Annotated in this window: 15 protein-coding genes; 10 read left to right on the forward strand and 5 right to left on the reverse strand. The window is 66.9% G+C overall.

What is annotated here, in order from left to right; translation table 11 throughout:
• Positions 1–31: 31 nt before the first annotated feature.
• From AC5Y7D_RS12725 to AC5Y7D_RS12745, 5 genes are all read right to left on the reverse strand, one after another.
• Positions 32–682: an Rv0804 family intramembrane glutamic endopeptidase gene (locus AC5Y7D_RS12725; protein WP_499924461.1), complete on the reverse strand. Its 651-nt coding sequence runs from the start codon at positions 680–682 to the stop codon at positions 32–34.
• Positions 670–2,946 (reverse strand): phosphoribosylformylglycinamidine synthase subunit PurL, encoded by a 2,277-nt coding sequence (gene purL / locus AC5Y7D_RS12730; RefSeq protein ID WP_499924462.1) that lies wholly within the window; start codon positions 2,944–2,946, stop codon positions 670–672. Before purL ends, AC5Y7D_RS12725 begins: the two co-directional genes overlap by 13 nt.
• Positions 2,947–3,159: 213 nt before the next feature.
• Positions 3,160–4,410, reverse strand: a complete 1,251-nt coding sequence (locus AC5Y7D_RS12735) for an HNH endonuclease signature motif containing protein (protein ID WP_499924343.1) — start codon at positions 4,408–4,410, stop codon at positions 3,160–3,162.
• A gap of 123 nt (positions 4,411–4,533) precedes the next feature.
• Positions 4,534–4,893, reverse strand: coding sequence for a VOC family protein (locus AC5Y7D_RS12740; protein WP_499924344.1), 360 nt, complete (start codon positions 4,891–4,893; stop codon positions 4,534–4,536).
• Positions 4,894–4,903: 10 nt separating this feature from the next.
• Positions 4,904–6,169, reverse strand: a complete 1,266-nt coding sequence (locus tag AC5Y7D_RS12745) for a M18 family aminopeptidase (protein ID WP_499924345.1) — start codon at positions 6,167–6,169, stop codon at positions 4,904–4,906.
• 44 nt (positions 6,170–6,213) lie between these two features.
• Here AC5Y7D_RS12745 and AC5Y7D_RS12750 point away from each other — a divergent pair, with 44 nt between their 5' ends.
• From AC5Y7D_RS12750 to AC5Y7D_RS12795, 10 genes are all read left to right on the forward strand, one after another.
• On the forward strand, positions 6,214–7,239 hold the full coding sequence (locus AC5Y7D_RS12750) for a Dyp-type peroxidase (RefSeq protein WP_499924346.1): 1,026 nt from the start codon (positions 6,214–6,216) through the stop codon (positions 7,237–7,239).
• On the forward strand, positions 7,236–8,042 hold the full coding sequence (locus AC5Y7D_RS12755; protein ID WP_499924347.1) for a family 1 encapsulin nanocompartment shell protein: 807 nt from the start codon (positions 7,236–7,238) through the stop codon (positions 8,040–8,042). The genes AC5Y7D_RS12750 and AC5Y7D_RS12755 overlap by 4 nt, the downstream gene beginning before the upstream one ends.
• Before the next feature lie 5 nt (positions 8,043–8,047).
• A complete protein-coding gene (locus AC5Y7D_RS12760) occupies positions 8,048–8,785 on the forward strand; it encodes an SDR family NAD(P)-dependent oxidoreductase (RefSeq protein ID WP_499924348.1) in 738 nt (245 codons plus the stop codon).
• Entirely contained in the window at positions 8,775–9,497 is a 723-nt protein-coding gene (locus AC5Y7D_RS12765) for a haloacid dehalogenase type II (protein ID WP_499924350.1), read from the forward strand. The genes AC5Y7D_RS12760 and AC5Y7D_RS12765 overlap by 11 nt, the downstream gene beginning before the upstream one ends.
• Positions 9,497–10,942, forward strand: coding sequence for a dihydrolipoyl dehydrogenase family protein (locus AC5Y7D_RS12770; RefSeq protein ID WP_499924351.1), 1,446 nt, complete (start codon positions 9,497–9,499; stop codon positions 10,940–10,942). Before AC5Y7D_RS12765 ends, AC5Y7D_RS12770 begins: the two co-directional genes overlap by 1 nt.
• A gap of 13 nt (positions 10,943–10,955) precedes the next feature.
• Positions 10,956–11,411: a cupin domain-containing protein gene (locus AC5Y7D_RS12775; protein ID WP_499924352.1), complete on the forward strand. Its 456-nt coding sequence runs from the start codon at positions 10,956–10,958 to the stop codon at positions 11,409–11,411.
• A 68-nt stretch (positions 11,412–11,479) separates the two neighbouring features.
• Positions 11,480–12,295 carry an Rv0792c family HTH-type transcriptional regulator gene (locus AC5Y7D_RS12780; protein WP_499924353.1) on the forward strand — a complete coding sequence of 272 codons (816 nt, stop codon included), beginning with the start codon at positions 11,480–11,482 and terminating at the stop codon, positions 12,293–12,295.
• On the forward strand, positions 12,292–13,293 hold the full coding sequence (locus tag AC5Y7D_RS12785) for an LLM class flavin-dependent oxidoreductase (protein ID WP_499924355.1): 1,002 nt from the start codon (positions 12,292–12,294) through the stop codon (positions 13,291–13,293). Before AC5Y7D_RS12780 ends, AC5Y7D_RS12785 begins: the two co-directional genes overlap by 4 nt.
• A 92-nt stretch (positions 13,294–13,385) precedes the next feature.
• Positions 13,386–13,856, forward strand: coding sequence for a hypothetical protein (locus tag AC5Y7D_RS12790; RefSeq protein WP_499924356.1), 471 nt, complete (start codon positions 13,386–13,388; stop codon positions 13,854–13,856).
• A gap of 206 nt (positions 13,857–14,062) precedes the next feature.
• Positions 14,063–15,403: a wax ester/triacylglycerol synthase family O-acyltransferase gene (locus AC5Y7D_RS12795; RefSeq protein WP_499924357.1), complete on the forward strand. Its 1,341-nt coding sequence runs from the start codon at positions 14,063–14,065 to the stop codon at positions 15,401–15,403.
• Positions 15,404–15,407: the final 4 nt, after the last annotated feature.

Below are 15,407 nucleotides of genomic sequence, written 5' to 3' on the forward strand. Positions count from 1 at the left end.
AATTTAACAGGCAATTAACAAGTGTAGGGCTTCAAGCGCCGGATCGCTCGCCATGTGAGCTGTTGCACGTTCGCCGTTGCACGGCGACCGCAGCGATCGCGGCCGCCTCGTTGATGGCCAGGTGCGCCAGGATCGGCGCCGTCAGGCTCTGGCTGCGGTCGGCCATCCAGCCGAACACCCAGCCCGCAATCCCGGTCACCAACAAGATCGGCAGGACGGGCTCACCCCCCGCACGCGCATCGGCGACATGTGACAGCCCGAATGCACTTGCCTGCAGTAGGCGGCCACGCGCCGGGCCGAAGGCTGTCGCGGCGGTGGTGCCCAGCGCTGCGCGAAAGCCGGCCTCCTCGGCCCACACCGTGCCGAGCGGTATCTGCCATCCCAACCATGCCGGCACCGACGGCGGCAACTCGCGGTCCGACATCGACAGCCGCACTCTGGGAACTGGCGTCGTCGCGGTAATGACGGCGGTGGCCAGGGCGGCTACCGCCGAGCCCAGCCGCAATCCTGACCACACCTGCGGCGGGCGAAACCCCAGGGATGCGCCGGTTTTCAGAGCCAGCACGCTGCCGGCACCGGCCTGCGTCGCCACCCGGTATGCAGCGGGCAGGCGTGGACCGACGAAGCTCCAGCCGACCAGTGCGGCGGCCAAACCCAGAGCGCGAAGCCTTAACCGAAGAATCGCGGCAGCACCGCCTCGGACGTTTCACGCAACTCGGTCAGCGACACCGTGAACAGTCCCTGCACCTCCACGGTGTCCGACGCCTGATCCACGACGCCGATGCGGGCCGCCGGCAGGCCCCGGGCTTCGCACATGGCCCGGAACCGGCTCTCTTCGGTGCGCGGCACCGCGACGAGCACCCGGCCGGCGGACTCCGAGAAGAGCGCCACAAAGGGATCGGCGTCCTCGGGCAGCACGATCCGGCAACCGGTTTCCCCCGCAAGGGCCGATTCGACGATTGCCTGCGCCAGACCACCTTCGGAGAGGTCGTGTGCCGCGGTGATCAGCCCGTCTCGTGATCCGGCGGCCAGCACCTCGGCGAGCAGCTTCTCGCGCTGCAAGTCAACCGCGGGCGGTAACCCGCCCAGGTGATCGGCCGTCACCTGCGCCCATATCGAACCGTCGAATTCGTCGCGGGTGTCGCCGAGCAGCAACAGGCTCTCCCCCGGTTCGGTCCCCAAGCCGGTGGGGATGCGCCGGCTGACGTCATCGATCACACCGAGCACCCCGACCACCGGGGTGGGCAGGATCGCCGTCGACCCCGTCTGGTTGTAGAAGCTGACATTGCCGCCGGTGACCGGAATGCCCAGCGCGGCACAGCCATCCGCAAGCCCGCGTACCGCCTGGGAGAACTGCCACATCACGCCCGGGTCCTCCGGCGAGCCGAAGTTGAGACAGTTTGTCACCGCCACCGGGATGGCACCGGTGACGGCCACGTTGCGGTAGGCCTCGGCCAGGGCGAGTTGCGCACCGGTGTATGGATCAAGTTTGGTGTAGCGCCCCGAGGCGTCGGTGGACAACGCGATGCCGCGGCCGGTCGCCTCGTCGATACGGAGCACACCGCCGTCCGCGTGCTCGGCCAGCACGGTGTTGCCCCGTACGTATCGGTCGTACTGCTCGGTGATCAGGGCCCGGCTGCACAAATGCGGACTGTCAAGCAGGGCAAGCAGAGTCGCGCGCAGTTCCTCTCCGGTGCCGGGCCGGGGCAGCTTCTTCGACGAGTCCGCGTTGAGCGCGTCCTGGGTATCGGGACGGACGACCGGACGCTGGTACACCGGACCCTCGTGGGCCACCGTGCGCGGCGGTACGTCGACGACGGTCTCGCCGTGCCAGGTAATGCGCAGCCGATCACCGTCGGTGACTTCGCCGATGACCGTCGCCAGCACCTCCCACTTCCGGCATACCGCCATGAAGGCATCGACATTCTCCGGCGCAACCACCGCGCACATCCGCTCCTGCGACTCACTGCACAAGATCTCGGCGGGCGTCATCTCCTTGGCGCGTAATGGCACCGCGTCCAGGTCGATCGCCATGCCGCCGTCTCCGGCCGACGCCAACTCCGATGTGGCACAGGATAATCCGGCGCCGCCGAGGTCCTGGATGCCGATCACCAGACCGCCGGCATAGAGCTCGAGGCAGCACTCGATGAGCACCTTCTCCATGAAGGGGTCACCGACTTGCACCGACGGCAGCTTCTTGCGCGAATTCTCGGCCCCCCCGTCGGCGCTGAACGTCTCCGAGGCCAGCACCGAGACCCCCCCGATGCCGTCCAGCCCGGTGCGCGCCCCGAACAGGATGATCTTGTTGCCGGTGCCGGAGGCGAACGCCAGATGCAGGTCCTCCTGCCGTAACACGCCTACGCACAACGCATTCACCAGCGGGTTGCCGGCGTAGCATGCGTCGAAGACGGTCTCGCCGCCGATATTGGGCAGGCCAAGCGAGTTGCCGTAGCCGCCGATGCCCCGGACCACGCCGTCGAGGACGCGGCGGGTGTCGGGCGCGTCGGCGGCACCGAACCGGAGCTGGTCCATCACCGCGACCGGCCGGGCTCCCATCGCCATGATGTCGCGGACGATGCCGCCGACACCGGTAGCCGCACCCTGGTAAGGCTCCACATACGACGGATGGTTGTGCGACTCGACCTTGAAGGTGACCGCCCAGCCGTCGCCGATGTCGACAACGCCCGCGTTCTCACCGATCCCTGCCAGCATCCCGGTGCGCATCGCGTCGGTGGTGGTCTCGCCGAAATAGCGGAGATGGACCTTGGACGACTTGTAGCTGCAGTGCTCGCTCCACATCACCGAATACATCGCCAGCTCGGTATCGGTGGGCCGACGGCCGAGGATCTCGCGGATGCGCTGGTACTCGTCGTCTTTGAGGCCCAGTTCGTGGAATGGTTGCGGATGCTCGGGGGTGGTCGCGGCGTGTTCGACGGTGTCAGTCACGGGGGTGGGCGCGCTCGTCACGGACACAGTCTAGGTTCCGGCTGCGAGGGGGGCTGACCGCGCGGCCTGCCGCATTATCTGCGGCCGGTCTTGTCCATGATTGGGATGGCTCGAATTGGCGTGGGCGTCAGCTGATCTTCTCGATCGCAGATAAGTCGGCAGTCCGACGAAATCCGCGACGCCATAACCAGTTTGAGCATCGATACGATGCTGCTATCCGATCTGGTTGGTGGGTGGTGGTTGGGGTTGGAAGGGTTGGTACCACCACCACTGGGCGCGTTCGCCGCTGGGCCCGGGGTAGGGCGGCACGTCGGGTGGGGGGTGGTCGGGTGGACGCGCGAGTGAGCCGGGGTGTAGCAGGTCTCCGTCGCTGTCGGTGACGGTGAGGTGCTCGGCGTCTCCGGTGATGGTGATCTCGCCGCGGTGGTGCAGCCGGTGGTGGTAGGGGCAGACCAGGACCAGGTTGGCCAGGTCGGTGGGGCCGCCGTCTTCCCAGTGCCGGATGTGGTGGGCATGCAGGCCGCGGGTAGCGCCACAGCCGGGCACCGCGCAGCTGCGGTGGCGGTGCTCGAGAGCGCGCCGTAGCCGCCGGTTGACTCCGCGGGTGCTGCGCCCGGCGCCGATGACCTCGCCGTCACGTTCGAACCAGACCTCGTAGGTGGCATCACAGCTCAGGTAGTGGCGGTCGCCCTCGCTCAGCACCGGACCCAGGTGCAGCGCGCCCACCCGCTGCGCGACATCGACGTGCACGACCACCGTGGTGTGCTGGGCGTGCGGGCGGGCGGTGGCCTCGGTATCCCAGCCGGCCTCGACCAGCCGCATGAACGCCTGCAGGGTGTCGGGCATCGGCGGCGCTGTCTGGGAGGCGCCCCCGGCGTCGGCGCGGTCGTGTTTCCACTGGGTGATCAACGCCTCGCGGTGGGAGGCCAGCGCTGCCTCGAACGTCGCCGCCTCCGTATGCGGCAAGGTGATCCGCCACGTCGTGGACTCCTCGTCGCCGGTCTTGGTGATCGCAGGCTGCCGACGCCGATCCGGCTCCGGACGCGGTTCCAGTTTGACCGCGGTACGCAACTGAGCGACCGAGGCATGCCGCGCCAACTGCGCATAATGCTCATCAGATCCCTGCCCGGCCCTAGCCGCGATCACCCCGACCTGATCCAGCGACAACCGCCCCTCCCGCAAACCCTGGGTGCAACGCGGAAACTCCTCCACCCGGCCTGCGATCGTGGTGATCGTGTGCGCAGTCGTCGAGGACAACCCCAGCTTCCAGGCCACCAACGCCGCCACCGAGCGCGCCCCGGTCATCCCGCACAACCCGTCACGATCGATCTCAGCCGCGATCTCCACAATCCGCCCGTCCAGGGCGTTACGCTGCCCGGCCAACTGCGCCAACTCCTCGAACAACACCTCCAAACGCTCCTTCGGAAGCATCACCGCAGAGCCCACCGAGCCGACCGAAGACATAACCCCATCATCACAGCGGGGTACGACAACTCTTCGCCGCGAAGTTCAGGCCGCGGCACCTGTCACCTCGCCCAAGCGCCGACCGTCAGCTAAGGGTTCAAGGCTCCGGCGAACGAGCCGGCCTTAGTCCTCGGAAAACTCAGCCACCACGCAGAAAACGTTGCCCTCCGGGTCGGCCATCACCACCCAGCGGAAGTCGTCCCCGATGCTGTGGCGTCCGACCTCGGTGGCGCCCGCAGCGGTCAGTCGTGACACTTCGCCGTCCACATCCGCGGCCACGTAATCCAGATGCACACGATTCTTGCCCGGGGTCGGGTCGGGCACCTTCTGGAACCCCAGCCGCGGCCATTCCGGGGTGATCACGGCAACGAACTCACCCGGCATCAGTTCGCGCGTCGTGCCGCCGAACTGCGCGGCCCACCAGCCGGCCAGCATCGCCGGATCGGTGCAGTCGAAGGTCACCATCTCCAATTTGAGCGCCATAAGGCCGACCTTAGGCCTCGGGCGCCAGAAACGCTTGCAGTGCAGCCGCATACGCGCCGATGTCGCGCGCGCCCATCAACTCGCGCGCGGAATGCATGGCCAGTTGCGCGGCGCCGACGTCGACCGTCGGAATACCGGTTCGCGCCGACGCCATCGGCCCGATCGTCGAACCGCACGGCAGATCCGCGCGGTGTTCGTAGCGCTGCAGCGGCACGCCCGCCTGCTCGCAGGCGATGGCAAAGGCCGCCGCGGTGCGTCCATCGGTCGCGTACCGGAGATTCGGGTGCACCTTGAGCACAGGTCCCCCGTTCACCGCGATCTGGTGTCCCGGCTCGTGACGCTCCGGATAGTTGGGGTGCGTGGCGTGCGCCATGTCGGCCGACGCCAGCAGGGAGGCGGGCAGCAACCGCAGAAAGTCCTCCCGGTTGCCGCCGGCGGCCAGGACGATCCGTTCCAGCACGGTACCCAGCAGATCGGATTGCGCGCCGTGGTCAGACGTCGAGCCGACCTCTTCATGATCGAACAGCACGAGCACCGGCACAAATCCGTCCGTCTCGGGCGTCAGGGCCAGCAAGGCCTCCAAGCCGGCGTAGCAACTGGCCTGGTTGTCCAGCCGCGGCGCGCTGAGCAGGCTGGCGTCGGCGCCGATCACGGCCGATGCGGCGAGGTCATGAGTCATCAGATCGGCGGAAAGCACCTCCTCGGGGGCCACTCCCGCCTGCTCGGCCACGTATCCGACGAAAGACTCGGCCACGTTACCCACGCCCCAGACCGCGTTGAGGTGCCGCTGCGGATCAAGTGTCACGGACTTGCGGTCCTCGGCCAGGTGGATGGCCAACTGGGGAACCCGCAGGATCGGCTCGTCGATACGAACCAGCCGATGGCTCACCCCGCCGCTGTCGCGCACCGACAACCGCCCGCTGATGCCCAGGTCTAGATCCAGCCAGGAGTTCAGCCAGGCTCCGCCGTACGGCTCGAGCGCCACCACCTTCCAGCCCGCCACGCAGCGGTCCGGGTGTTGCTTGACTCGCAGGTTCGGGCTGTCGGTGTGTGCGCCGACGATTCGGAAAGGTGTCAGGCCGGCCCGCCCGCTCCAGGCGACCAGCGATCCGGCGCGGACGGTGAAATAGCGGCCCGGCTGCCCGGGCCAGCGGTCGAACTCGCTGAGTTCGGTATATCCCTCGTCAAGCAACCGCGTGGCCGCTGCGGCGCACGCGTGGAAAGGCGACGGGGAAGCATCAATGAATTCCCCCAGGCCGGGGGCGGTGGCCACCATGTAGCCAGGTTAGGCACCGTCTCCTGCACATGGGCGTTAGGGTCTTGCCTGTGCCCGCTGTTCAGCCGCAGCCCATTCTGGAGCCCTTGACACCAGCCGCGATCTTCTTGGTGGCCACCATCGACGAGGGCGGGGAACAGGCGGTACACGCCGCACTCCCCGACATCTCGGGATTGGTGCGCGCAATAGGATTCCGCGACCCGGCCAAACGGCTCTCGGCCATCACCTCGGTCGGCTCCGAAGCCTGGAACCGATTGTTCTCCGGCCCCCGGCCGGCCGAGTTGCATCCGTTCCCCGAGCTGGTGGGTCCCCGTCACACCGCACCCGCGACGCCCGGGGACCTGCTGTTCCACATCAGGGCCGAGACCATGGACGTGTGCTTCGAACTGGCCGGCCGCATTCTCAAGGCGATGGCGGGGGCGGTGACGGTGGTCGACGAGGTGCATGGCTTCCGATTCTTCGACAACCGCGACCTGCTCGGATTCGTCGACGGCACCGAGAACCCGGACGGGCCGATCGCCGCGAGCGCGACCACAATTGGAGACGAAGACCCCGACTTCGCCGGTTCGTGCTACGTCCACGTCCAGAAGTACCTGCACGACATGACCTCGTGGGACTCGCTGTCGGTTACCGAGCAGGAGCGGGTTATCGGGCGAACCAAGTTGGAGGACATCGAACTCGGCGACGAGGTGAAGCCGTCCAACTCCCATATCGCCCTCAATGTGATCACCGACGACGACGGCACCGAACTGAAGATCGTGCGGCACAATATGCCGTTCGGCGAGCTCGGCAAGAGCGAGTACGGCACGTACTTCATCGGCTACTCGCGCACACCGGCGGTGACAGAGCGCATGCTGCGCAACATGTTTCTGGGCGACCCGCCGGGCAACACCGACCGGGTACTCGACTTTTCCACCGCGGTCACCGGTGGGCTGTTCTTCTCCCCCACCGTCGACTTTCTCGATGACCCGCCTGCCCTGCCGATATCGCCGGCACCGGCCGCGGCCGTGACAACGACTTCATATGACGGCTCACTGTCGATCGGCAGCCTGAAAGGAATCTCCCGATGAACAACCTGTACCGCGACCTGGCGCCAATCACCGAATCTGCCTGGGGCGAAATCGAAGTGGAGGCGGCACGGACGTTCAAGCGGCACATCGCCGGGCGCCGGGTGGTCGACGTCAGCGAGCCCGGCGGACCCGTGACGGCGGCCGTCAGCACCGGCCGGCTGATCGACCTGGAATCACCCACCGACGGCGTGATCGCCCATCTGCGCGACAGTCGGCCGCTGGTCCGGCTACGAGTCCCGTTTACCCTGTCCCGCAACGAGATCGACGATGTTGAGCGCGGCTCCAACGACTCGGACTGGGAGCCGGTCAAGGCCGCCGCCAAGAAGCTGGCGTTCGTGGAGGACCGGGGCATCTTCGAGGGCTATGCCCCGGCGTCGATCCAGGGCATCCGGAGCGCAAGTTCGAACCCGCCACTGCCGTTGCCCGAGGATCCCCGCGACATTCCGGACGTGATCACCCAAGCCCTCTCCGAACTGCGCCTGGCCGGTGTCGACGGCCCGTACTCGGTACTGCTGTCCGCCGATGCGTACACGAAGGTGAGCGAAACCACCGAGCACGGTTATCCGATCCTGGAGCACCTGAACCGGCTGGTAGACGGGGACATCATCTGGGCACCGGCTATCGACGGCGCATTCGTGTTGACCACCCGCGGCGGTGACTTCGACTTGCAGTTGGGCACCGACGTATCGATCGGTTACCTCAGCCACGACGCCGAGACGGTACAGCTCTATCTGCAGGAGACCCTGACGTTTCTGTGCTACACCGCTGAAGCGTCGGTCGCCCTCTCTGCCCCCAGAGATTGAGCGCCATGGCGACATTCGACGGCTACCGCGCGTTGGTCACCGGCGCCACCTCCGGGATCGGCCGCGCGATAGCGCTGCAGCTCGCCCAGCGCGGTGCCGAAGTGGTGGTACACGGGCGTAACCGGGAGCGGGGCGCGGAGGTGGTCCGGGAGATCGAAAGCAGCCATGGCACAGCGTGTTTCGTTGCCGCTGAGCTCAACAACGCCGATGACGTGCGACGGCTGGCCGCCGAAGCCGGCCCAGTCGACATCCTGGTCAACAACGCCGGCGTCTTTATATTCGGTGACACCGTCGACACCGACGACGCTGTCTTCGACGAACATGTGAATGTCAACATGCGCGCCCCCTACCTGCTGGTGCAGGAACTGGTGCCGAGTATGGCCGAACGGGGCCGCGGGGCGGTCGTCAACATCAGCACGCTCGCTGCCTCCGCGCCGAAGCGCAAGGGTGGCATCTACGGTGCCACCAAGGCCGCCCTGGAGTTGCTCACCAAGGTGTGGGCAGACGAATACGGCGCATCCGGCGTGCGAGTCAACGCGGTGGCGGCCGGCCCTACCGACACCCCGGGAACCGAGGCCACTCCGGGCCTACTGGAGAAGCTGGCGGGTGTCACCGCATTGCGCCGGATCGCCGATGCCGGCGAAATCGCCAGTGCGGTAGTCTTTCTCGCCTCGCCAGAGGCAAGTTACGTGAACGGTTCGATATTCAATGTCACCGGCGGCGAGACCTCATTTGCCCGGTAGCCACGCCCTGAACGACCGGCCACCGGTGCTGGTGTTCGACGTGAACGAGACACTCATCGACATCGAGTCCATGGCGCCGTTGTTCGACGCACTCTTCGGCGATCGACGAGTGTTGCGGGAGTGGTTCAACACCCTGGTCATGTATTCGATGACGGTTACGTTGTCCGAACACTACGTCGATTTCGCGACACTCGCCGGCGGCGTGCTGCGGATGCTGGGCACCATCCACCAGATTCCGGTTAGCGCTGACGACGTGCAGCGTGTCATGACAGGCATGCTCACCATGCCCGCGCACCCCGACAGTGTCGACGGACTCACCCGGCTGCGCGCCAGGGGTTTCCGTCTGGTCAGCCTGACGAATTCGCCTCAAATCCCCGGGATTCCGACCGCGCTGGACAACTCCGGTCTGTCCGGACTGTTCGAGCGCCAACTGAGCGTCGACGCGTGCCAGGCGTTCAAGCCGGCACCAGCGGTCTATCGACACGTGTGTCAGGAGCTCGACGTGGCTCCCGCCGATTGCATGATGGTGGCCTCCCACGTGTGGGATCTCCTGGGCGCCCGCAACGTCGGCTTCAGTACTGCCCTGATCACCAGGGCGGGCAACGCACCGCTGGCGGTCGACGCACTACCGCAGCCCGCGGTGACAGCCGGCGATCTGCGCGAGCTCGCGCGGTACCTGTTGCGTCCCGGCGCGAAAGGAAAAGATCAGTGATGGCAAAAGAATACGACGTTGTGGTGCTCGGCGCGGGCCCGGTGGGGCAGAATGCGGCCGACCGTGTTCAGGCCTGCGGCCTGAGTGTCGCCATCGTCGAGCGCGAGCTTGTGGGTGGCGAGTGTTCCTATTGGGCCTGTGTGCCGAGCAAGGCGCTACTTCGCCCCATCCTCGCCGTGGCCGATGCCCGCCGGGTGGACGGCGCCCGCCAGGCGGTGAGCGGTTCGATCGACACCGGCGGCGCCTTCGGCCGTCGCGACCGTTACGTCGGCGATTGGGACGACACCGATCAGGCCGACTGGGTGAACGGGATCGGCGCCGCGCTGATCCGCGGGCATGGACGGTTGGCCGGCCCCCGCCGAGTGGCGGTGTCGACCACGAGCGGTGAGGTGGTGCTGGCGGCCCGGCATGCGGTCGTAGTCTGCACCGGGAGCCGCCCGGTCATCCCCGACCTGCCCGGCATCGATGAAGCCAGACCTTGGACCAACCGCCAAGCCACCGACAGCAGCGCGGCCCCGGGCCGGCTCGCGGTCGTGGGCGCGGGCGGGGTCGGCGTCGAAATGGCCACCGCCTGGCAGGGATTGGGAGCGTCGGTGACCCTGCTGGTACGGGGCTCCCAACTGCTGCCCCGGATGGAGCCCTTCGTCGGCGACCTCGTCGGCCGGGGGCTTTCCGCCGCGGGAGTCGATGTGCGCCTCGGCGTCGCGGTCCGAGCGCTGCACCGCCCCGATCCGGCGGGCCCGATCGATCTCGCATTGGACAATGGTGACCGGCTGGAAGTCGACGAGGTGCTGTTCGCGACGGGGCGCGCGCCGCTCACTGACGACATCGGTTTGGAGACAGTCGGATTGACCCCGGGCGGCTGGCTCGACGCGGACGACACCTGCCAAGTCGTGAACGTCGACGGAGGCTGGCTTTACGCGGCCGGCGACGTCAATCACCGCGCACTACTGACTCACCAGGGTAAGTATCAGGCTCGCATCGCCGGTGCAGCGATCGGCGCACGCGCCGCGGGTCGTCGGCTCGATACCGCGCCGTGGGGTGCGCACGCCACCACCGCCGACCATCACGCCGTGCCGCAGGCGTTCTTCACCGACCCCGAGGCGGCCGCCGTCGGACTGACTGCACAACAGGCCGCGCACGCCGGCCATCGCATCAAGACCATCGATGTCGAGATCGGGGACGTCGTCACGGGCGCCAAACTGTTCGCCGACGGGTACACCGGCCGGGCGCGCATGGTGGTCGACGTCGATACCCACCAGGTGCTTGGGATGACACTGGTCGGCCCCGGGGTCGCCGAACTGCTGCACGCGGCCACCATCGCCGTCGTCGGCCAGGTGCCCGTCGAGCGGTTGTGGCACGCGGTACCGTGCTTCCCGACCATCAGTGAGCTGTGGCTGAGACTTCTTGAAGCCTATCGAGATTCGTTTATTGTGGTGGTCTAGCGAAGGAGCAGCGATGGCGACCTCGGACGGATTCCATCCCGACTTCGACGCGCGCGACATCGATGCGCGCCGTAAGTGCGTCCATCACATCAGGTCTTCCGAACTCGACTCCGGCACCGCCCAGACAGCCGGACTGCAGCGGTTCGCCGCCATCAGCGGCAAATCCGTTGGTGCCGAACAGTTGTGGATGGGCGAAACGTTCATCGAGCCGGATACCGCGTCGGGCAACCACCACCACGGTGATTCCGAAACGGCGATCTACGTGCGAAGCGGTAACCCGGAGTTCGTCTTTCACGACGGCGTCCAGGAGGTCCGCATCAAGACCCAACCGGGCGACTACGTCTTCGTCCCGCCTTTTGTGCCACACCGCGAGGAGAACCCGGACCCGGACACCCCGGCCGAAGTCGTCATCGCCCGCAACAGCCAGGAGGCCATCGTGGTGAACCTGGAGACGCTGTACCCGCTCTGAGGCTGACTTGATTGCGGTGCGCGCCGGACCACTTGACCCGCGGGTGTTAAGACGTTTTAATACGTCCTATGACATCCGGTCCGCCTCGCCTCGATCTGGACCTCGCCGCTTTGCAGATCTCCCGGGGCGCCGTCCCCGCCACCGCTCAACTGGCGGAGGCGCTGAAGGCGCAGATCGTCGCGCAGCGGCTGCCCCGAGGTGGACGACTGCCCAGCGAAAAGGAGTTGATGGATCGAACCGGCTTGAGCAGGGTGACGGTGCGCGCGGCAGTAGGCATGCTCGAGAGGCAGGGATGGCTGATTCGCCGCCAGGGGCTGGGCACCTTCGTCGCCGAACCCGTGGAGCAGGAACTCGGATCCGGGGTTCGCACCATCACCGAGGTACTGGTGGATTCCGGCACCACCCCACAGGTGGACGTGCTCTCCCACGAAGTCATCTCAGCGCCGCAACGGGTCAGCGACGTCCTCGGCCTGACCGAGGTGCTGTGTGTCCGCCGCCGCTTCCGCGCCGGCCCGCAACCGCTGGCCATCGTCACCGTTTTCCTGCCGGCGGGTTTGGGCCGAGCCGTCGAACCGCTGCTGTCCGGAATGCCGACGACCGAGACCACCTACTCGATGTGGGAGCAGCGCCTCGGCGTGCGGGTAGACCGCGCCACTTACGACATCCGCGCTGCGGGTGCTTCCCCCGAGACAGCCGAGGCGTTGGGCCTCACGGCGGGCGCACCGGTGCTGGTGGTGGAGCGCACCAGTTACAGCGACGACGACAAACCTCTGGAAGTGGCGGTCTTCCACCACCGTCCGGAGCGCTACAAGTTCTCCGTCACACTGCCCCGCATGGTCGCCGGGCCGGGCGCCGGAATGACCGAAAGTGATGATCGCCAATGAATCTCGACACACGCGTGGGTCTGATACTGGCCCTGACGATCAATGGCCTGGCGGTGAGTGCCTACCGCGACTTGGTGGCCGTCTCACAGCGGGCGGAGGAATACGGATTCGATTCGGTGTGGCTGTGCGATCACTTCCTGACGATCAGTCCCGACGACTATGTCAAAGACGCCGGCATCGCCGGTGAGTCGAGCGGCACCAGCCGAAGCGCGCCGCCCGCCTCGCTGCCATTATTGGAATGCTGGACCGCGTTGAGCGCATTGGCGCGCGACACCAACCGCCTCCGACTGGGCACCAGCGTCTTGTGCAACTCCTACCGGCACCCTTCGGTGCTGGCGAAGATGGCGGCCACCCTGGACGTGATCTCAGAGGGCCGGCTGGATCTGGGAATGGGCGCCGGCTGGTTCCAGCGGGAATTCGACGCCTACGGGATTCCGTTCCCGCCGGTGCGCGATCGGGTGTCGGCCCTGGCCGAGTCGCTGGAGGTGATGAAGGCGGTGTGGACGGAGCCGAGTCCGACGTACGCCGGCCAGTACTACACGCTGAACGGTGCGATATGCGATCCGCCGCCCATCCAGCGGCCTCATCCGCCGCTGTGGGTCGGTGGCGAGGGTGACCGCGTCCACCGCATCGCCGCCAAGTCGGCGCAGGGCCTCAACGTGCGGTGGTGGTCCCCACAGCAGGTCGCACAGCGCCACGATTTTCTGCGTCGGGCATGCGAGTCGGCTGGGCGTGACCCCGAGACGCTGCGGTTGTCGGTGACCGTGCTGCTGGCGCCCACCGAATCCGCGGCGCAGGAAGCCCGGATCCGGGCCGAATTCGCTTCGATTCCCGAATCCGGACTCATCGTCGGGTCGCCCGCGCGCTGCCTCGAGCGGATTCGCGAGTACCAGGGCTGCGGCATCGATCAATTCCTCTTCACGATCCCGCACGTGGTTCAATCGCAGCATCTCGACGTTGTCGGGCGGGAGATCATCCCCACGATCAAGTCTGGATAGACCGCGGTCGCTCAGCGAATTCTCAACTGATTCTTCGCAATCCCTGGCTCTTGCTCCAGGTTTCGCATAGTCGCAGCCCGGAAGATTAGACCATGTCTGAGTCGATGCACGAGCCGCTGAACACGAATCTGATCGAGCGCTACCTGTGCACCCGTGCGCGACGCTACTTCCGCGGCAGGCACGATGGCGAGTTCTTCTTCGTCCTCAACACCGACCTGCGCCTGCACGTCCATCTGGAAATCCCACCCTCGCATCCGGACGTATTGACCATCCGAGTCACCCCCGCATACTTCTTTCCCGCCGCCGAACAAGGCCGGCTGACGACCCTCGCCCGGGCCTGGAACGAACAGCATCGCGACGTCACCGCGATCGTTCACGGCTCGTCCGACCCGCAGCGCATCGGCGTAACCGCCGAGCAGTCGCGGTGGATCGGCGAGCGGGTCCGGTTCAATGATGTTGCGGCGTTTGCGGACCGCGCCACCGCGGCCGCCGTCGATCTCTTCAGCCGGCTGACAGTGACCGCCGAGTTACCAGCGCCGGCATTGCTGCTCGACGCCAGCTGATCAAGGCGACCGGCAACCATCTTGTCGGGCCGCGGTTCACCGAGTCGCTCGCGGATGGCGGTCCACGGGTCGGCGTAGCAACCGGGGGCATCGCGGTAGGCCGCCCGGCGGGCGAGTAAGCGGCGGACAATCGGTGCGACCGCACCCATCGGAAAGCGTCGCCACCCGGTAGCGGCGCGCATCTCGGCGAGCATGTCCGGCCAGGGGTGGTGCTGGAACGACAGCAACCGCTGGGCCCGGGCGGTGTCCATCCGATCGGTGACGAACCAATCGTCGTCGCTCTCCGGGTCGCCGGGCAGAACGTTGTCGAGACCACGCGCGGCGGCCAGCGCCGCACCGACCTCGCCCTGCCTGAGCTGGACCATCCGGTGTGGCGAGAGAACTGCGAGGTCGACCTCGATCACCATCTGCGCCGCGTCCGGGTGCCGGCACCGGGCGGGCGACGAGAGCTGGACCAGGTGATCGGTGAGATTGCCGCTACGCCACTGGACCGCAACCGCCCGCTGTGGGAGTTTCACTTCGCCGACGGGCTGGCCGGTGGCCGGTTCGCGCTCATCGGCAAGGTGCACCACTGCCTGGCCGATGGAATCGCATCGGCGAATCTGCTGGCCCGCCTGATGGACCTCACCGAGCCGGCATCATTGGATGACGAGAAGAACTGCAGCCCAACAACATTGCCTAGACTTTTGCTGATGGCGGCGCGGGGCCATCTGCTGCGGCTAATCGAACTGCCGGGACTGCTCAAGGACGCCACGGTGGGATTGACGCGGGTGCGCCGCCGGTCCCGGGAACGGGGACCGCAGCCCGATCTGGCCGTCCCGTTCGATGCCCCAACCACCTTTCTCAAGCACGTGGTGTCACCCAGACGCCGATTCGCCAGCGCCGCAATGTCGTTGGCAGACGTCAAAGCAACTGCGACCGGGATGGGGGTAACGGTCAACGATCTGATCCTGGCGATAGCCGCCAGCGGTTTGCGGACGCTGTTGTTGAGTTACGACGGAGGCGCCGACCGCCCGATCATCGCATCGGTGCCGACGGCCACGGACAAATCCGACCGCGTCACCGGCAACGAGATCAGCGGCCTGTCGATATCGCTGCCGGTGCACATCGCCGATCCCGTCGAGTGGGTGCGCCTGGTGGCGCTGGCCACCCGGATCGCCAAGGAAGATCACGAGCTCCTCGGCCCGCGGCTGTACGGGCGCCTGATGAACTACCTGCCGACCGCAATAGCCCCTGCCTTGTTCCGATGGCTCGGCCGGCGCAAGGGACAGAACAAGATCATGAATGTGGCGGTTTCCAGCGGGATCGGGCCACGCAGCCAGGGCCGGTTCGATGACGCGCCGGTCAGCGAGATCTACTCGACCGGAGTGCTTTCGCCCGGCGCCCCGGTCAACATCACCGTGTGGAGCTATGCGGACCGACTCGGCGTCGCGGTGCTGACGGATGACCAGCCGTTCAAGGACCCGCATGACGCCACCGATGCGCTGATCGCCGCGTTCGACGAATTACGGCATGCCGCAATGGCTTACGACGGGCTAACGGCGTGACAGT

It is taken from the genome of Mycobacterium sp. NGS49, assembly GCF_059812565.1.